Annotated in this window: 15 protein-coding genes and 1 riboswitch; of the genes, 8 read left to right on the top strand and 7 right to left on the bottom strand. The window is 56.1% G+C overall.

Annotation, left to right across the window (positions count from 1 at the left end; genetic code table 11):
* Positions 1 to 163 precede the first annotated feature (163 nt).
* On the bottom strand, positions 164 to 952 hold the full coding sequence (gene ygiD, locus ACNQ0W_RS18270; RefSeq protein ID WP_116329981.1) for a 4,5-DOPA dioxygenase extradiol: 789 nt from the start codon (positions 950 to 952) through the stop codon (positions 164 to 166).
* A gap of 130 nt (positions 953 to 1,082) precedes the next feature.
* Here ygiD and zupT point away from each other — a divergent pair, with 130 nt between their 5' ends.
* The 5 genes from zupT to ACNQ0W_RS18295 all read left to right on the top strand — a co-directional run bounded on the left by zupT (position 1,083) and on the right by ACNQ0W_RS18295 (position 7,020).
* The gene (gene zupT, locus ACNQ0W_RS18275; RefSeq protein WP_015571892.1) at positions 1,083 to 1,856 is read left to right on the top strand and encodes a zinc transporter ZupT; all 774 of its coding nucleotides are present in this window, start codon (positions 1,083 to 1,085) and stop codon (positions 1,854 to 1,856) included.
* A gap of 266 nt (positions 1,857 to 2,122) precedes the next feature.
* Entirely contained in the window at positions 2,123 to 2,683 is a 561-nt protein-coding gene (locus ACNQ0W_RS18280) for a fimbrial protein (protein WP_062933639.1), read from the top strand.
* 73 nt (positions 2,684 to 2,756) lie between these two features.
* On the top strand, positions 2,757 to 5,204 hold the full coding sequence (locus ACNQ0W_RS18285; RefSeq protein ID WP_074135747.1) for a fimbria/pilus outer membrane usher protein: 2,448 nt from the start codon (positions 2,757 to 2,759) through the stop codon (positions 5,202 to 5,204).
* A 9-nt stretch (positions 5,205 to 5,213) separates the two neighbouring features.
* Entirely contained in the window at positions 5,214 to 5,975 is a 762-nt protein-coding gene (locus ACNQ0W_RS18290; RefSeq protein WP_062933641.1) for a molecular chaperone, read from the top strand.
* Positions 5,959 to 7,020, top strand: a complete 1,062-nt coding sequence (locus ACNQ0W_RS18295; RefSeq protein WP_062933642.1) for a fimbrial protein — start codon at positions 5,959 to 5,961, stop codon at positions 7,018 to 7,020. Before ACNQ0W_RS18290 ends, ACNQ0W_RS18295 begins: the two co-directional genes overlap by 17 nt.
* A gap of 44 nt (positions 7,021 to 7,064) precedes the next feature.
* Here ACNQ0W_RS18295 and ribB read toward each other — a convergent pair whose 3' ends face one another.
* The gene (gene ribB, locus ACNQ0W_RS18300) at positions 7,065 to 7,718 is read right to left on the bottom strand and encodes a 3,4-dihydroxy-2-butanone-4-phosphate synthase (RefSeq protein ID WP_015571897.1); all 654 of its coding nucleotides are present in this window, start codon (positions 7,716 to 7,718) and stop codon (positions 7,065 to 7,067) included.
* A gap of 105 nt (positions 7,719 to 7,823) precedes the next feature.
* Positions 7,824 to 7,974, bottom strand: a riboswitch (FMN riboswitch).
* A gap of 120 nt (positions 7,975 to 8,094) precedes the next feature.
* Between ribB and ubiK the strand changes: the two genes are divergently transcribed.
* Positions 8,095 to 8,391: a ubiquinone biosynthesis accessory factor UbiK gene (gene ubiK / locus ACNQ0W_RS18305; protein ID WP_003862539.1), complete on the top strand. Its 297-nt coding sequence runs from the start codon at positions 8,095 to 8,097 to the stop codon at positions 8,389 to 8,391.
* A 77-nt stretch (positions 8,392 to 8,468) separates the two neighbouring features.
* On the opposite strand, the gene hldE is transcribed toward ubiK, so the two are convergent.
* The 3 genes from hldE to ACNQ0W_RS18320 are packed head-to-tail and all read right to left on the bottom strand — an operon-like array spanning position 8,469 to position 14,118.
* A complete protein-coding gene (hldE, locus tag ACNQ0W_RS18310; RefSeq protein ID WP_032672014.1) occupies positions 8,469 to 9,899 on the bottom strand; it encodes a bifunctional D-glycero-beta-D-manno-heptose-7-phosphate kinase/D-glycero-beta-D-manno-heptose 1-phosphate adenylyltransferase HldE in 1,431 nt (476 codons plus the stop codon).
* 40 nt (positions 9,900 to 9,939) lie between these two features.
* On the bottom strand, positions 9,940 to 12,795 hold the full coding sequence (gene glnE / locus ACNQ0W_RS18315; RefSeq protein ID WP_062933643.1) for a bifunctional [glutamate--ammonia ligase]-adenylyl-L-tyrosine phosphorylase/[glutamate--ammonia-ligase] adenylyltransferase: 2,856 nt from the start codon (positions 12,793 to 12,795) through the stop codon (positions 9,940 to 9,942).
* 21 nt (positions 12,796 to 12,816) lie between these two features.
* Positions 12,817 to 14,118 carry an inorganic triphosphatase gene (locus ACNQ0W_RS18320; protein WP_039269735.1) on the bottom strand — a complete coding sequence of 434 codons (1,302 nt, stop codon included), beginning with the start codon at positions 14,116 to 14,118 and terminating at the stop codon, positions 12,817 to 12,819.
* 237 nt (positions 14,119 to 14,355) lie between these two features.
* On the opposite strand from ACNQ0W_RS18320, the gene ACNQ0W_RS18325 reads away from it, so the two are divergent.
* Complete coding sequence (locus ACNQ0W_RS18325; protein WP_001303390.1) at positions 14,356 to 14,976, top strand: TIGR04211 family SH3 domain-containing protein; 621 nt, start codon at positions 14,356 to 14,358, stop codon at positions 14,974 to 14,976.
* Between the two features lie 60 nt (positions 14,977 to 15,036).
* Positions 15,037 to 16,278: a multifunctional CCA addition/repair protein gene (locus ACNQ0W_RS18330; RefSeq protein ID WP_062933644.1), complete on the top strand. Its 1,242-nt coding sequence runs from the start codon at positions 15,037 to 15,039 to the stop codon at positions 16,276 to 16,278.
* A 13-nt stretch (positions 16,279 to 16,291) separates the two neighbouring features.
* Here ACNQ0W_RS18330 and bacA read toward each other — a convergent pair whose 3' ends face one another.
* Complete coding sequence (gene bacA, locus ACNQ0W_RS18335; protein WP_003862545.1) at positions 16,292 to 17,113, bottom strand: undecaprenyl-diphosphate phosphatase; 822 nt, start codon at positions 17,111 to 17,113, stop codon at positions 16,292 to 16,294.
* A gap of 106 nt (positions 17,114 to 17,219) precedes the next feature.
* Positions 17,220 to 17,588, bottom strand: coding sequence for a bifunctional dihydroneopterin aldolase/7,8-dihydroneopterin epimerase (gene folB / locus ACNQ0W_RS18340; protein ID WP_003862547.1), 369 nt, complete (start codon positions 17,586 to 17,588; stop codon positions 17,220 to 17,222).
* Positions 17,589 to 17,626: the final 38 nt, after the last annotated feature.

The following is a 17,626-nucleotide window of genomic DNA, read 5'->3' on the forward strand; positions in this document are numbered from 1 at the left end:
CTCAGTCCAGGGCATAGCGAGTCTCCTCTTCTATGCCAGTTATAACTGTTACCCATGTATCCGGTCTAAAGTGTTACCCATGTTTCCGGTTCATACCCTACGCTTACCGGGCCTACGCTCAATATGTAGGTCGGGTAAGGCGAAGCCGCCACCCGACATGTGTTTACCCCACCTGCACCGACAGCATACTCAAACTCCCCATCTCAATGCCGTCGACCGGGATTGTAATAACCTCCTGACCATCCCATGCGCCTAATACATACAGCAATGGCAAGAAGTGTTCCGGCGTCGGGTTAGAGAGCGAACCGCCGTCGTGATCCAGATAGTTCACCAAAGGGTGCCGTTCGACCGGCCCTTGCCAGGTCAGGTTGTCTTTTACATAGTCATTAAAAGCTGTTGCCCAGGGGTACGGCGTATTTTCACCGTGCCAGCGTACCGTACGCAGATTGTGTACCACGTTGCCACTGGCAATCAGCATGATGCCCTCATCACGAAGCGAAGCCAGCTTACGCCCCATCTCCATGTGCCAGGCAGCCGGTTTGGTACTGTCGATACTCAGTTGCACCATCGGAATATCGGCATCCGGATACATTTTGATCAACACCCCCCATGAGCCGTGGTCAAAGCCCCAGGCTTCTTTGTCCAGCGCAACCGGAACAGGGGCGAGCAGATCAACCAGCCGCTGCGCCAGCTCAGGGGAGCCCGGCGCAGGATAATGCGTGTCATACAGCGCCTGCGGAAAGCCGCCAAAATCATGAATCGTTTTTGGCGCTTCCATGACCGTCACGCCGGTACCCCGGGTAAACCAGTGCGCAGAGACCACCACAATTGCCTTCGGACGCGGTAACGTCTCACCCAGTTCACGCCAGGCGCGGGTATAGACGTTATCTTCCAGGACGTTCATTGGGCTGCCATGGCCTAAAAACAGTGCTGGCATACGAGAAGAAGACATGGTGATATCCTTAGAGGAGGTGTCAATGTGATGGGCCTACATTACGCGCATTCAGGTGAAGATGAACGCAGATAACCGTGAAGATCATCATCAGGAAATTTGAATGTCAGATATCGCTTAAGGAGAATGCATGTCAGTACCGTTGATTTTGACCTTACTTGCGGGCGCCGCGACCTTTATCGGTGCGTTCCTCGGGGTACTCGGGCAAAAACCCTCTAATCGCCTTCTGGCCTTCTCGCTGGGTTTCGCCGCCGGGATCATGCTGCTTATCTCGCTGATGGAGATGCTGCCCGCCGCGCTTCACACCGAAGGCATGTCGCCTGTTCTGGGCTATGGCATGTTTATCATTGGTCTGCTGGGTTATTTTGCGCTCGACCGTATTCTTCCTCACGCGCACCCGCAGGATTTAATGCAAAAAAGCGTTACTCCCATTCCGGGCAATATCAAACGCACGGCCATTCTGCTGACGCTGGGTATCAGCCTGCATAACTTTCCGGAAGGTATCGCTACCTATGTCACGGCCAGCAGCAACCTGGAAATGGGTTTTGGTGTAGCGCTGGCCGTGGCATTGCACAATATTCCTGAAGGACTTGCCGTTGCCGGACCCGTTTATGCCGCCACGGGCTCAAAACGTACGGCTGTCTTTTGGGCGGGTATCTCCGGGATGGCTGAAATTCTCGGCGGCGTGCTGGCGTGGCTGATCCTCGGTAGCCTCGTCTCCCCGATCGTGATGGCTGCGATTATGGCTGCCGTGGCCGGGATTATGGTCGCGCTCTCTGTCGATGAACTGATGCCGCTGGCGAAAGAGATCGATCCCAACAATAACCCCAGCTACGGCGTACTGTGTGGAATGTCAGTGATGGGGATGAGTCTGGTACTGCTGCAAACGGCAGGTATTGGCTAACAATTTATGCCTCCGTTTTATACGGAGGCTTTATATTATTCAAAAAAACAATCCTATATATTTCACCTATAATAACCCACAAAACTTAAACCTATTAAAATTTCGAAAAACAACGCCTCTTAAGATAGCCTGAAAATATTAATTAAACCCATCTAAAAATATATTTAAGTCACGTTAATCGCGTCACCCTTCCCCAATCCGTATACTTTGCGAGCATTCTGAAATTAATATTCACATTACGAATCACTCTGAAAAAGGATATTTTCATGTATATGGGTAAGAAATTATTGTTAGCGGCAGCTATGGCTGCCATTGTATCGGGTTCTGCGTTTGCTGATGATCAAGGCTCAGGCAAAATCAAATTCAAAGGCGTGGTTATTGACGCACCGTGCAGCATCGCTCCAGACAGCGTTGATAAAGAAGTCGACCTGGGTGAAGTGACTACGGCCGTTATCAACGCCAACAAAAAATCCACGCCAGTTCCGGTCGATATCAATCTGGAAAACTGCCAGCTTGACGATCCGGCAGACGAAACCGACACGCCAATTACCAAAGTGGATGTGACCTTCACCAGCGCAGCGACAGATGCGACGGATACCAGCCTGATGAGCAACACCTTTGCAAACGGTGCGCAGAACGTGGGCGTCCGTCTGCTGGATAACGCGGAAAGTAACATCACGCTTGGGCAGCAACAAGAGCTTGATCTGCTGGCGGGTTCAACCACCCAGACGCTGCATTTCAAAGCGGTTATGGAAGTCCCTACAGGTAAAACTGCGACGGCAGGCCAGGTTGAAGCCACGGCTAACTACGTCCTGATGTACAAATAATTCCGTTACGTCACGGTATCAGCCGACTGGCAATCCAAGCCGGTCGGCACTCTTTATTTATTCGAGTAACAGGATGATGACATACAAATTACAATGGATAATCATCATTGCGTCCCTGTTAATGACGAAAATTGCCTCTGCCACTGAATTTAATATAAACGCCATCGATAAAGATCAGCGCGGCAGCGTCGATTTATCACTTTTTAAAGATCAAATATCGGTTACGCCGGGGAGCTATTTCGTTACGGTTGCCGTCAATGATATTCCGCTGGCAAATGGCTGGCAGCTTCGCTGGCGAGAAATAAATAACGCAGTTCAGGTCTGTATTCCCCCCGAGCTGGCCGATACATTCGCATTGCAGGATGACGTTCGTCAGGCTTTGCCGGAAAAAGAGGGATGCGTTGATTTCGCCGCCAGACCCGACATCAAATTTACTTTTGAGCAAGGCAGCCAGACCCTGAAAGTAACGCTCCCCCAGGCGTGGCTGCAATACCGTGCGGTTGACTGGATGCCGTCATCCACCTGGGACAACGGCGTGCCGGGCGTGCTGCTGGATTACAATCTTTTTGCCAGCCATTATCAGCCCAATAGCGGCGGCAGCAATGACAACGCCAATACCTATGGCACCGCCGGTGCGAACATGGGCGCGTGGCGGCTACGCAGCGATTATCAGTACACGCAAAGCCATACGGACGCAGGCTCGGAGCATGATGGACGTTTTTCACGCGTGTATATGTTCCGCCCTCTGCCCTCGCTCGGTGCGAAACTGACGCTGGGTGAAACGGATTTCCAGTCCGCCATTTTTGACGCCTTCACATACACCGGCGCATCGCTCATCAGCGATGAACGTATGCTGCCATGGTCGCTGCGCGGCTATGCCCCGCAGATTACCGGGATAGCGCAAACCAACGCCACGGTGACCGTAAGCCTTGCCGAACGCGTGATTTACCAGAGTAAAGTGCCGCCAGGTCCTTTTGTTATTCAGGATCTTAACCAGTCGGTTCAGGGCACGCTGGACGTCAAAGTCACGGAAGAGGACGGACGCGTCAGCACCTTCCAGGTCTCGGCTGAATCCGTGCCGTTTTTAACGCGCAAGGGCCAGGTGCGCTACAAGCTCGCGGCGGGTAAAGCGCGCCAGGGCGCCTCCCATGACGTTGAAGACCACGCCTTCATGAGCGGCGAATTTTCCTGGGGCATGCTGTCGCACACCTCCCTGTATGGCGGCACGCTGGCCGATGGCGACCGCTATCGTTCCGTCGCTGCCGGGATCGGCCAGAATATGGCCTGGCTGGGGGCGCTCTCTTTTGACGTCACGCAGGCCACCAGCCAGCTGCCACACCAGCGCAGCCAGACGGGTTACAGCTATCGCATTAACTACAGCAAGCGTTTCGATACCACCGGCAGTCAGCTTACGCTCGCCAGCTACCGCTACTCAGACCCACAGTTTTTGAGCTACGCCCGCTACCTTGATTATGACGACGGTGACCTCCAGTCGGAAAAACAAACCCTGAGCGTGACGGCAAGCCAGTACATTTCGGCGTTATCCCTGAACCTGTACGTCAATATGCTGCGTCAGACATGGTGGAATGATTCACCCTCCACGACCGGCAGCATCACGGCGGGCTACAACTTTGATATGGGTCGCTGGAAGAACCTTGGCGTAACCCTGTCCTGGAGTAAAACGCATTACGACGAGGAAGACGAAAATGACGATACTCAGTTTTATCTCTCACTCAGCGTACCGCTCGATCCCGATCATCGACTTAACTATGACCTGCGTAACAGCGACACGCTGAGCCATAACGTGTCGTGGTATGACACGTCGGATCGCAATAATACCTGGGGCGTTTCCGCAGGCGCGGAGAGCGGGAAGCCAGACTCCGGCGCGCAGGTCAGCGGGAATTATCAGCATTATTCTGCGTACGGCGATCTCAATCTCTCCGGCAGCTATAAAGCTGACGAATATAGCTCCCTTAGCGCGAGCTGGAGCGGTTCCTTCACCTCAACGGCGAAAGGCGCCGCGCTGCACCGGCGCAGCTACGGTAATGAACCCCGCGTAATGGTCAGCACCGACGGGGTAGGCAATATCCCGCTGAACATGTCGCGCGATGAAACCAACCGTTTTGGCATCGGCGTTTTACCGTCATTTTCCAGCTATTCCCCCTCCAGCGTGCAGGTCAATATGAACAACCTTCCGGATGGCGTGGACGTGGACAGCCGCGTCGTGACCTCAACCTGGACTGAGGGGGCCATTGGTTATCGTCAGATTGCCACGCGCGCAGGTAAGGACGTGGCAGGCGTTCTGCGGATGCCATCAGGAACGCCACCGCTCGGGGCGATTGTTCGCCTGGAAGAAAGCGATTTGCAGGTTGGGATGGTGGCCGATGAAGGCCACGTCTGGCTCGGCGCCGTTGAGCCAGAACAGCAGTTTCGCGTGACATGGGGCGACAACCAACAGTGTCGCTTCTCGTTACCTTCTCACTTAGAAAACAGCATGCAGTTGATACTGCCGTGTCAGTAAGAAATCATCATGAAATTAACGCCGATTAAAAGCCTGTGCCTGATGCTAATCAGCACAGCATTTACCGCCCACGCGGCCATTAACCTGGACCGCACGCGCATTGTTTTTCCTGAAAGCGACAAGGCCAGTAGCCTGAGAGTGGACAATCAGAGCAAGGCGCTGCCTTATCTGGCGCTCTCCTGGATTGAAGATGAAAAGGGGCAAAAAGAAGATGCGCACTTTATGGCGCTTCCCCCCATTCAACGTATCGAAGCGGGCGCCTCGTCGCAGGTAAGAATTGTTAAACAAGCCGCTACCCGCCAGCTGCCAAAAGACAGGGAATCGCTGTTTTATTTCAACCTGCGTGAAGTACCGCCAAAAAGCACCAGCGCCAGCGAGGAGCGCAGCGTGATGCAGGTTGCCATGCAGAGCCGAATTAAGCTGTTCTGGCGTCCGGAAGCGATTCGCAAAAAATCTGGCGAACTGACTGAAATGCGAATGGAAATTACCGCCAGCGCGAAAGGACTCACGATCCACAACCCTACGCCGTACTACATCACGCTGGCGTGGCTGAGCAAAAATGCCAAAACCATGCTGCCGGGTTTCGACAGTCTGATGATTGCGCCTTTCGCCACGGCAACCGCCTCTACCGGCGATTACCACGGTAGTTATTACAGCATCGGCTATATCGACGATTACGGCGCCCTAAAAAAAGTCGACGTGCAGTGCACCGGAACGGCGCTATGTAAACTTACCGAACGGAAAATCGATAAAGATGCGAAAGCTCGCTAGTTTGCTGGTTACCCTGCTGCTTTCAGCGCTGCCTTTGAAAGACGCGCTGGCCCTCAACTGCTATCTGGGTGGATCTGGCGGCCCCGTCGAGGAGACAAAAACGATCACCCCTTTTGCCATACCCAGCAACGCTCAGGTTGGCCAAAAAATATGGGAGTCTGATGACATTAAAATTCCGGTGACCTGCGACAACAACGTCACGAGCAATTTTCAGCCGGAAGATGTCTTTGCGTGGGTAAACCCTTATCCTGCCGCAACCGATCCCTATTATGAACTGGGCGTCACCTATGAAGGCATAGATTACGATGCCACGGGCCAGCCCAACGGCGTGGATACCCGCCAGTGCCTGGACAACGATAACATCAACATTTACACCCCGGATCAAATCCGCCAGATGGGTTGGGAAAATCGTATCTGCTCCGGCAATCCGGATGATATCCACATTACGCGCACGTTCGTTGCCCGGTTGCGTCTTTTCGTGAGAATTAAGGCTATGCCGCCGCATGGTTATGTCAGCTCGCTCAGCGATTACATCGTTGTGCAGTTTGACGGTAAGGGCGGCGTTAATCAGATGGCCGACGCGAAGAACCTCAAGTATCACATCAACGGGCTGCAAAACATTACCGTGCTTGATTGCGGGGCGACGTTTAGCATTTTCCCTGAAAATCAGGAGATCGACTTCGGCACCTTCAGCGCGCGCGACATTGTGAATCAGCAGACGCGTATGCGCACGTTTTCAATACGAACCACCAAAGTGCAGGATGCCCAGTGCTCGGACGGATTTAAGATGGACTCGTCGTTTTACACAACCGAAACGCTCAGTGCAGACGACACCGCAGTACTGATAGGGAATGGGTTAAAGCTGCGTATTCTTAACGGAACGGAGCCTTACACCTTTAACCAGTACAAGGAGTACGCCGATTTTACGGGCGATACTATGAATGTTGAGCAAAACTACACGGCTGAGCTTTCACGGGAGGAAGGGAAAGCGATTCAGTCCGGGCCGTTTGAAACCGTGGTACTGTTCAAAATTAACTACCACTAGAAACAACAAAGCCGGGTTTCCCCGGCTTTTTCACATCAGCATGTTCAGCTGGCTTTGCGCTCGTGCGCGCGGCGGTACTCAACCAGATCTTCAATCGTCACCACTGGCATATTGTGCAGACGCGCAAAGGTGATGCACTCCGGCGCGCGCGCCATGGTGCCATCATCGTTGGTCAGTTCGCACAGCACGCCTGCGGGTTTGAAGCCAGCCAGCGTCACCAGATCGATGGTCGCTTCGGTATGACCACCACGGGTCAGCACGCCGCCCGGCTGCGCGCGCAGCGGGAAGACGTGACCAGGGCGGTGCAGATCGGATGGTTTCGCACCATCAGCAATCGCTGCACGCACGGTAGTCAAGCGGTCAGCCGCCGACACACCGGTGGTTACGCCATGCGCCGCTTCAATGGTCACGGTGAAGCCGGTACCAAAGGCGCTGGTGTTGTTTTCAACCATCATCGGCAGATCAAGCTGCTTGCGACGGTCTTCGGTGATGCACAGGCATACGATGCCGCTACCGTGACGGATGGTCAGCGCCATCTGCTCAACGGTCATGTTCTCGGCGGCAAAAATCATGTCGCCTTCGTTTTCACGGTTTTCATCGTCAAGCACCATCACACCGCGGCCTTCGCGCAGTGCATCCAGTGCATGTTCAACACGTTGAGTTGAAGTGCCAAAAGAGGAAAGTAGCGTCTGATTCATGGTAAAAAAACCTCATTAACTTTATGGTTACCAGAATCAGGGCAGTCTTAGGAGCGCCGTACTAGCGGCAAAAAAATAACGTGAGCGGGCCATGCCCGACTGGATCGTTACTCTCTCCCATCCGGACTCTAACCGTCGGCCCCGGAATTACACCGGATCTGCTGACCTTTGAGAATTCACCCAAAGCGCTCGCGGGCTTTCAGCGTTATGCTGATTTACCGCCGGTGGGGAATTTCGCCCCGCCCTGAGAATAAGCGAGATAACTATAACGCTATTGATTACCCTGGGCAATGCATAAGCTTCAAACAATTTTGTTTAACCCGCGGCATGACACGCTACAATAGGCACTAACACCTTTTCATCAAGGGAAACGACAATGATTGACCCAAAGAAAATTGAGCAGATCGCGCGTCAGGTTCATGAGTCCATGCCGAAAGGTATTCGTGAGTTTGGTGATGACGTTGAGAAGAAAATCCGCCAGACGTTGCAGGCACAGTTGGTTCGCCTTGATTTAGTCAGCCGCGAAGAGTTTGACGTGCAGACGCAGGTGCTGCTGCGCACCCGCGAGAAGCTGGCGCTGCTGGAGCAACGTTTGACCGAGCTGGAAAACCGCAATGCGCCGGAAGAAGTGAAGCCAGCGCCAGCTATTCCACCGGTGGATGACCAGGCATAAGTGCGGCCTGATGCCCTCACCCCAGCCCTCTCCCACAGGGAGAGGGTGAAAAACGAACGGGCCAACAGGCCCGTTTTTTACTGACTGTCTTTCTGGATCTTCTTAATGATGTTGGTGGTTGAACACCCGTCCTCAAAGTTGAGCACCATCACTTCACCGCCATTCGCCCAGACCTCTTCGCTACCTGCGATTTGCTCTGGTTTGTAATCGCCGCCCTTCACCAGCAGGTCAGGCAGAATTCCGGCAATCAGGCGCTGCGGGGTGTCTTCTTCAAATGAGACCACCCAGTCCACCGCTTCCAGCGCGCCGAGCACGATCATGCGCTGCTCCAGCGGGTTCACCGGACGCGTTTCACCCTTCAGACGTTTGGTTGAGGCATCGCTGTTGACCGCCACAATCAGGCGATCGCCCAGCTTGCGCGCGTTCGCCAGATACGAGACATGACCCGCATGCAGGATGTCGAACACGCCGTTGGTCATCACCACTTTTTCACCGCGTTTGCGCGCGGCGGCGACGGCCACTTTCAGCTCCTCTTCGGTCATGACGCCAAAGCCGGTATCCGCACGCCCGCGCACCGCGTTTTCCAGCTCGATTGGCGAAACGGTGGAGGTCCCGAGTTTACCAACGACCACGCCCGCCGCGGCGTTTGCGAAGTAGCACGCTTCTTCCAGGGAATTCCCCGCCGCCAGCGTCGCCGCCAGCACGCCAATCACCGTATCACCGGCACCGGTCACGTCGTACACTTCCTGCGCCTGAGTTGGCATATGCAGCGGCGCCTTGCCCGGTTGCAGCAGCGTCATGCCCTGCTCGGAACGGGTCACCAGCAGCGCAGACAGCTCGAAATCAGCGATGATTTTCATGCCGCGCTCAACCAGCTCTTCTTCAGTTTTGCACTTGCCCGCCACCGCTTCGAACTCAGAGAGGTTTGGCGTCAGCAGGGTTGCGCCGCGATAGCGCTCGAAATCGGTGCCTTTCGGATCGATCAGCACCGGTACGCTGGCTTTACGCGCCAGCTGGATCATGGTCTGCACGCTCGCCAGCGCGCCTTTGGCATAATCAGACAGCACCAGCGCGCCGATATTGCCCAGCGCCTGGCTAATACGCTCGTGCAGCGGCTCAGGATCAACGCCTTCGAATCCTTCTTCGAAATCGAGGCGGATCAGCTGCTGGTTACGCGACAGGACGCGCAGCTTGGTGATGGTTGGGTGGGTCGGAACAGAAACGAAGTCGCACTTCACGTTCACGTCCGCCAGCGACTGACTCAGGGCACGCGCCGCATCGTCAATGCCGGTCAGGCCCACCAGACGCGAATGCGCGCCCAGCGAGGCTATGTTCATCGCCACGTTTGCCGCGCCGCCTGGACGCTCTTCAATGGTGTCGACCTTAACTACCGGCACCGGCGCTTCCGGAGAGATACGGCTGGTCGGCCCATACCAGTAGCGATCCAGCATCACATCACCGACAACCATAACTCCAGCACGTTCAAACTCTGGCAGTGTTACTTTCATTCCTGACTCCAGAAAGATTCACAATTTGCGCGCGATAATATCACACTTGTTTTGTTACGCACGGTTCCACCAGCCACTTCTGCCAGCTTGTGGTCACTTGCGCGCGTTCATCGATGAAACAGTCCAGCGCCACATGGCCCGGCTGTTCCTGTAAGGCCAGATGGTGCAACTCATCACGCAGCGTGGTGTAGGCGCGAGTTAATGCCTGCGCCTCCTGCTCGTCCATAATGTCGTTCTGCGCCAGCAGTTCGAGTATGCGCACGTTATCCGACCAGCGGGTCAGCTTCGGCTTATCGTGTGCGTGCAGCAGCACCAGGTACTGAGTGATAAACTCAATATCGGTAATGCCGCCTTCATCGGCTTTGATATCAAAGCGATCGCGATGTTTGTTGCCAAGGTGCGCGCGCATTTTTTCCCGCATTTCCCGCACTTCGGTTTGCAGCGTACTGCCTTCGCGCGGGGTCGTCATGACCGCCTTGCGGATCGCATCGAACTGCGTTTTGAGCTGCGGATCGCCATACACCACGCGGGCGCGCACCAGCGCCTGATGCTCCCACGTCCAGGCTTCGTTCTTCTGATAGTCGGCGAAAGCCTCCGTGGAGGTGACCAGCATGCCTGCCGCACCGGACGGGCGCAGACGCGCATCCACTTCATACAGAATGCCGGATGAGGTGCGGGTGCTGAACAGGTGCATGATGCGCTGGGCCAGGCGCAGGTAGAACTGCCGCCCGTCAATTTCACGCTCGCCGTCGGTCATGACGTCTGCCGGACAGTCGTGGAGGAAAATCAGATCCAGATCGGAGCTGTAGCCCAGCTCCCAGCCGCCCAGCTTGCCGTACCCCACCACCGCGAAACCGCGCCCTTCGCGTTCTGCAAGGTGTTTCGGCTGCCCGTAGCGGGCCACCATCTGCACCCACGCCTGATGGACAACCGCGTCGATGATCGCTTCCGCCAGCCAGGTTAAGTGATCGCTCACTTTCATTACCGGCAGGGTACCGGCGATATCTGCCGCCGCCACGCGCAGCATCTGCGCCTGCTTAAACTGACGCAGCGCCTCAAGCTGTTGCTCTTCGTCCTCTTCCGGTACGCGCAGCAGATACTGACGCAGCTCGTCACGGTAGGCATCCGTCGCCGTCGGCTGATAGAGCGTGTTCGGGTCGAGTAGTTCGTCCAGCAGCAGTGGGTATCGCGCCAGCTTGTTGGCTACCATCGGCGACGCGGCGCAGAGGGAAATCAGGTGCTTCAGCGCGCCGGGAAACTCGCTTAACAGCTCAAGGTAAGTAGTACGCGTGACGATCCCGCTCAGCAGCGGCATCATGCGCGACAGCGGCACCGGCGCATCCTCGCGGGAGCAGACATCGCTCAGCAGATGCGGCATCAGATGATCCAGCACCTGACGACCACGTGGGCCAATGGCGCGTTTGTTCAGTTCGAAGCGGAAATCGGCAATCAGCGCCACCACGCGATGGCGGGCATCGTCGCTTAAGTGCGCCAGCACCGGCGTGGTGTCATCTTCCTGGAGCGCGTCCTGCCACAGCTCGCGCCAGTGCTCGGAGAGCGCATCGTCCTGCGATTCGCTTTCGTCGTCGCCGATCAGATCGTTAAAGATGCGGCGCACGCCCGCCATATGCGCTTCCAGCCGTTGCGTCAGCGCCGCCCAGTCATCCACCCGCATCCCCCAGGCCAGACGCGCCCGGTTCAGCTCATCGCCCGGTAACGTCTGGGTCTGTTCGTCGTTGATACTTTGCAGCAAATTTTCCAGACGACGCAGGAAAAGATAAGAGTCACGCAGCGTTTGCGCATCGCCTTCCGGCAGCAGATGCAGCTGCTCGATAGCACTCAGCGTCGGCAGCAGCGAGCGGGATTGCAGAGAAGGTTCACGCCCGCCGCGTATCAGCTGGAAGACCTGGACGATAAATTCGATCTCACGAATACCGCCCGCGCCGAGCTTGATGTTGTCCTTCAGGCCACGGCGACGCACCTCACGGGCAATCATCCCTTTCATATTTCGCAGGGACTGGATCACGCTGAAGTCGATGTAGCGGCGGAACACGAACGGGCGCAGCATGGCGCGCAGCTCGTTGGCCCAGGCATCGTCGCTGTCACCCATGATCCGCGCTTTGACCATCGCGTAACGCTCCCAGTCGCGACCCTGCTCCTGGTAATAATCTTCCAGCGCGGCAAAGCTCAGCACCAGCGGACCGCTGTCGCCAAACGGACGCAAACGCATGTCCACGCGGTAGACAAAACCATCCTGGGTGGGCTGATCCAGCGCCTTAATCAGCCGCTGCCCCAGGCGCGTAAAGAACTGTGCGTTGTCCAGCTCGCGACGACCGCCGCGCGTGGAGCCGTTCTCCGGCCAGGCAAAAATCAGATCGATGTCTGAGGAGAAATTAAGCTCGCAGCCGCCCAGCTTGCCCATCCCCAGAATCAACAGCGGTTGCGGAACCCCTTCGTCGTTGCACGGCGTGCCCCACTCTTTACAGCAGGCGGCGTAGAGCCAGTCCCGCGCGGCGACAATCAGCGTCTGCGCCAGTTCGCTCAACTGCTGCAAGGTGCTCTCTTCGCTCACCAGCTCCAGCGCCTGCGCCCAGGCAATGCGTACCATCACCCGGCGGCGGAACTGACGCAGAACGCGCATCAGCGTGGCTTCGTCTGCCACCTCTGCCAGCGCGGTTTGCAGCCAGCCAGCATAATGCCGCCACTCGTCAGCCTGCGGCGGCGCGCTTTCCAGCTCTGCCAGCCAGTCCGGGTTGGCGCTGACGCTCTCCTGCACAAAATCACTGAACGTGAGCACGCTTTTCGCCTGCTCGCTTAACGATGACGCGGGTAACGACTCAGGCAGGCGTTCGCAAACGGTCTGCCAGTGCTGCTGTAACTGCGAAGAAAGCGGCATATCAGGGGTTCCTTGCCAGAATTAACGTTTTCCGCTGTGCAGCCAGTACGGATCCTGCGAAATGGCCTCGTTGCGGAAATGCTCGATCTCGATCTGCTGACGGGTCTCGATGGCATGCTTCAGCCCCTGCCAGTTCTCCAGCCAGGCCTGGGCCTTCACGCCCTCATACGCACCCGACAGCAGCAACATGCTGTCGATGTTACGCGCCAGGCGGGGAAGCTGATCGCCATACTGGTCGCCCAGCGGATGCGCAAAGGTGGTTCTCAGCTCGGCCGCGTGACGGGAGAGGTGGATATCCGCAAAACGTTTGAAGTTTTCCGCGATTTTGGTCTGCCCTTTCGCATCGAGGAAAATACGCCAGCCGCGCGTCACCAGAAACTCGGTCAGCGCCAGTTTCGCGCTGGCGTTTTGCGGGCTGTAGATCGCCGTTTGTGCCGACACGTCGGAAAGCATCAGCGTTTCGGTTTGAGTGAGCAAATCACGTAAGTGAGTGCTGGCTTTACGCGGTACAATGCCGCCAAAGAGCGTCAGGGTATGACGCACCAGCCCCATAGCGGCCAGCACCTGTTTTTTGGCATTTTTCACGTTACGCGCCCACAGCTCCTCGTGGTACTGCCACTGAGAGAGCGCCAGCTCCAGCGCCGCTTCCATGCCCTGCTCAACGGAGGCTTTCGGCACAACGCGCAGAATCGGGGTTTCTCGCAGCACGCGCGGCGCATTCCCGGCGGCCAGGTGATAGCCGCGCGCCGCTTTACTCAGGCTGCCCTGACGCAGGCCAGGCTGGTTCACCAGCTTGTGCGCCAGCTTCAGCACGTCGCTCGCCTCGCCTTCCAGCAGTTCGAGTTCCAGTTCGCAGATCGGCTCCTGCTCTTCACCCGCCTTAATTTCACCCCGATCAAAGGCGATCTCAATGCGGCTCTTGCCTTCCGTCACCAGCCATTTTTCGCGCCAGAAATCGGTGCTGAACAGCGGTTGCGCCTCTGCCGACAGCGTTGCGGGCAGCGTCCCTTCCGGCCACACTTCCGCCGGAAAACGATCCAGCTCAAGTTCTGGCTTACTGATGTCGATATTGTATTCCGGACGCTGGTGCAAACCGCCCACCACGCGACCGGCGATTTTCATCGTCATCTCGTAGCGCCCGTTCGCACCCCGGATGCGCAGACCCATATCGTGGTTGCGCAGCCAGTTGTCCGGCGTTTCGTAATAGATGTTGAGCAGCTGTACGGGTTCATGGTGCTCGCCGGACAGCGTATTCAGATGCTGGCGGAGCGCGTCAGCGCTGTCTTTTTCGACGATAAACTTTAATTCGATCTCTTGTGCCATAGCCTTGTACTTTTGCGTGCGTCACAGACGCGTCGATGAAGGCGAACTTCCTCGCCATTTGTTTGTCAGTACATAGTATTTTGCGCCAAATTGCCACGCAATGAGCAATTTGACGGGCGTAAAAGTTTAAAGCGGTGGAAATCATGACACAGATGATTCCGATTGATGATGAATCCTTTGCGTAGCGACACTGATACCACTACTATCGTTCCACTTTTTATGAAAATAACGACTGATATGCTTAAATTACGCCTGATTGGACTTACTTTACTCGCTTTTAGCGCCGCAACCGCGGTCCACGCTGAAGAGAAACGTTACGTTTCTGATGAACTGAATACCTGGGTACGCAGCGGCCCTGGAGACAATTATCGCCTCGTGGGTACGGTAAATGCCGGCGAGGAAGTGACTCTGCTGCAAACCAATGCAGACACCAATTACGGTCAGGTTCGTGACAGCTCTGGCCGCACCTCATGGATCCCGCTGAAAGAGCTGAGCACGGTGCCAAGCCTGCGCACCCGCGTGCCGGATCTGGAAAATCAGGTGAAAACCCTGACCGACAAGCTGAACAACATTGACGGCACCTGGAACCAGCGCACCGCAGAGATGCAGCAGAAAGTGGCGCAAAGCGACAGCGTGATCGCCGGTCTGAAAGATGAAAATCAGAAGCTGAAAAATGAGCTCATCGTCGCGCAGAAGAAAGTGAACGCCGCGAATCTCCAGCTGGATGACAAACAACGCACCATCATCATGCAGTGGTTTATGTATGGCGGCGGGGTGCTGGGCGTTGGTCTGGTGCTGGGTCTGGTGCTTCCTCACCTTATCCCAAGCCGTAAACGTAAAGACCGCTGGATGAACTAACTCGTCTTCTCTGCCACACTTACGTATCATCTTGCGAAAAGAGAAAACGGGAGTGTTGGCGTGAAGAGTTATCTGGTCGGTGGTGCGGTACGTGATGCGTTATTAGGTCTGCCGGTCAAAGATAAAGACTGGGTCGTGGTCGGTGCCACGCCCGAAGCGATGATTGACGCGGGCTACCAGCAGGTAGGCCGCGATTTTCCTGTGTTCCTCCATCCGAAAAGCCGGGAAGAGTACGCCCTGGCGCGTACCGAACGGAAATCCGGTTCCGGTTATACCGGCTTCACCTGCTATGCCGCGCCGGATGTGACGCTGGAGCAGGACTTACTGCGCCGCGATCTCACCATTAATGCCCTGGCGCAGGACGAAAACGGCCATATTATCGACGTCTACGGCGGCCAGAACGATCTGCGTGACCGTCTTTTACGCCATATCTCCCCCGCCTTTTCTGAAGATCCGTTACGCGTACTGCGCGTGGCGCGTTTTGCCGCCCGTTATGCCCATCTCAGCTTCCGCATTGCCGACGAGACGATGGCGCTGATGACCGCCATGACCGACGCGGGCGAGCTGGAACACCTGACGCCAGAACGCGTCTGGAAAGAGACCGAAAACGCCCTGACTACCCGTAATCCGCAGATCTTTTTCCAGGTACTGCGCGACTGCGGGGCGCTGAAAGTGCTGTTCCCGGAAATAGATGCGTTGTTTGGTGTGCCCGCCCCGGCGAAATGGCACCCGGAAATTGATACCGGCATTCACACCCTGATGACGCTGAGCATGGCCGCCATGCTCAGCCCGGAGGTGGACGTGCGCTTTTCCACCCTCTGCCATGACCTCGGCAAGGGGTTAACGCCAAAGGCGTTGTGGCCACGCCACCACGGGCACGGTCCGGCTGGCGTGAAGCTGGTTGAAGGGCTTTGCCAGCGCCTGCGCGTGCCGAATGACATTCGCGATCTGGCAAAACTGGTGGCCGAGTTCCACGACCTGATCCACACCTTCCCGATCCTGAAACCCGCCACCATCGTCAGGCTGTTCGATAACATCGACGCCTGGCGCAAGCCGCAGCGTGTGGAGCAAATTGCGCTGACCAGCGAAGCCGACGTGCGCGGCCGCACCGGGTTTGAAGCGTCCGATTATCCGCAGGGGCGTTTGCTGCGTGAGGCGTGGGACGTGGCGAAAGCGGTGCCAACGAAAGAGGTGGTGGAAGCAGGGTTTAAAGGCCCGGCGATCCGCGAAGAGCTGACGAAGCGGCGGATTGATGCAGTTGCAGCCTGGAAGGAAAAACGTTGCCCTCAGCCGAAAGACTGAGGGCGGTCGGTCATCAGAAGAAGACCACGTACACGGCAGCCGCGACGATAAAGCGGTAAATCGCGAACGGAATAAACGAGATACGCTTAATCAGTTGCAGGAAGGTTTTGATGGCGATCAGCGCCACAATAAAGGCGGTGATAAAGCCCACGGCGAACATCGGAATGTCGCCGACGGTCAGGAAGCCGATGCTTTTGTAGAGATCCAGCGCGGTGGCGCCCATCATCATCGGCACCGCCAGCAGGAACGAGAACTCAGACGCCGCGTAACGGCTCACGCCCATCAGCATCCCGCCGGAAATGGTTGCCCCTGAACGGGAGAAGCCCGGCCACAGCGCCAGACACTGGAAGCAGCCAATCATAAACGCCTGGCGATACGTCATATCGTCCAGACCTTCCGCACGCGGGGTTTTTGGCTTCAGCACTTCGGCGGCAATCAGCAGGAAGCCGCCGACAACCAGCGCGTACATCACGTTAATCGGGTTGAAGAGCGATTTAATGGTGTCGTGGAACACCAGCCCCAGCACCACTGCCGGGATCATCCCCAGCAGAATATGAATCAGCGTCAGGCGCCCTTTGCCCTCTCCTTCACGCTGCGGCAAACGCCCGAAGTGGATACCGATCAGACCAAACAGACGACGCCAGAACATCACGACCACCGCCAGGATAGAGCCCAACTGAATAACCACCTCAAACGTCTTTGCGGTATCGCCTTCAAAGCCTAGGAGATGGCCAACGATAATCATATGGCCCGTACTGGACACCGGCAAAAACTCCGTCAATCCTTCGACCACACCCAGTATTGCCGCCACCAGCAGCGAGTGCATATCGCTCATCTATAAACCCCTAAAAAGATATAAAAAAACGGTGTCCCACGCGGACAACCGTGAAAGATACAGCTTTAAGACCGATATAACCTAAAATGGTTTAGCTATTATGACGTTAAATCTTTCCTTTCAGATTTGTGCCACGCTCGATAATCACGCCCACATTGGCGGCGCGCGCCACCGCTCCCGGCTTGCTTAGCTTAATGCGCACCCACGGGGAGTTAAATTTGCTCAGCAGCAGGTCTGCCACCTCTTCCGCCACGCGTTCTACCAGCGCAAATCGTTGCCCTTCCACATGGCCGATGACCGTTTCACTGATGTCGGCGTAGCTCAGACAGTCATTCACATCATCGCTTTTCGCTGACTTGCGGTTATCCCAGCCCATTTCGATATCGAACACCAGTTTCTGCTCGATGGTCTGTTCCCAGTCGTAAACACCAATTGTGGTGATTACCGAAAGTTGCTCTATAAATACAATATCCATCACGACCTGCCTGCTTTTTGGCTAAACCGGATACCACT

Source organism: Enterobacter cloacae complex sp. 6730903 (assembly GCF_048283985.1).
Lineage (GTDB): Bacteria > Pseudomonadota > Gammaproteobacteria > Enterobacterales > Enterobacteriaceae > Enterobacter > Enterobacter hormaechei_C.

Excerpts from the sequence above, each read along its gene's own strand:
- ygiD (WP_116329981.1), bottom strand. The coding sequence starts at position 952 with ATGTCTTCTTCTCGTATGCCAGCACTGTTTTTAGGCCATGGCAGCCCA.
- zupT (WP_015571892.1), top strand. The coding sequence starts at position 1,083 with ATGTCAGTACCGTTGATTTTGACCTTACTTGCGGGCGCCGCGACCTTT.
- ACNQ0W_RS18280 (WP_062933639.1), top strand. The coding sequence starts at position 2,123 with ATGTATATGGGTAAGAAATTATTGTTAGCGGCAGCTATGGCTGCCATT.
- ACNQ0W_RS18285 (WP_074135747.1), top strand. The coding sequence starts at position 2,757 with ATGATGACATACAAATTACAATGGATAATCATCATTGCGTCCCTGTTA.
- ACNQ0W_RS18290 (WP_062933641.1), top strand. The coding sequence starts at position 5,214 with ATGAAATTAACGCCGATTAAAAGCCTGTGCCTGATGCTAATCAGCACA.
- ACNQ0W_RS18295 (WP_062933642.1), top strand. The coding sequence starts at position 5,959 with ATGCGAAAGCTCGCTAGTTTGCTGGTTACCCTGCTGCTTTCAGCGCTG.
- ribB (WP_015571897.1), bottom strand. The coding sequence starts at position 7,718 with ATGAATCAGACGCTACTTTCCTCTTTTGGCACTTCAACTCAACGTGTT.
- ubiK (WP_003862539.1), top strand. The coding sequence starts at position 8,095 with ATGATTGACCCAAAGAAAATTGAGCAGATCGCGCGTCAGGTTCATGAG.
- hldE (WP_032672014.1), bottom strand. The coding sequence starts at position 9,899 with ATGAAAGTAACACTGCCAGAGTTTGAACGTGCTGGAGTTATGGTTGTC.
- glnE (WP_062933643.1), bottom strand. The coding sequence starts at position 12,795 with ATGCCGCTTTCTTCGCAGTTACAGCAGCACTGGCAGACCGTTTGCGAA.
- ACNQ0W_RS18320 (WP_039269735.1), bottom strand. The coding sequence starts at position 14,118 with ATGGCACAAGAGATCGAATTAAAGTTTATCGTCGAAAAAGACAGCGCT.
- ACNQ0W_RS18325 (WP_001303390.1), top strand. The coding sequence starts at position 14,356 with ATGCTTAAATTACGCCTGATTGGACTTACTTTACTCGCTTTTAGCGCC.
- bacA (WP_003862545.1), bottom strand. The coding sequence starts at position 17,113 with ATGAGCGATATGCACTCGCTGCTGGTGGCGGCAATACTGGGTGTGGTC.
- folB (WP_003862547.1), bottom strand. The coding sequence starts at position 17,588 with ATGGATATTGTATTTATAGAGCAACTTTCGGTAATCACCACAATTGGT.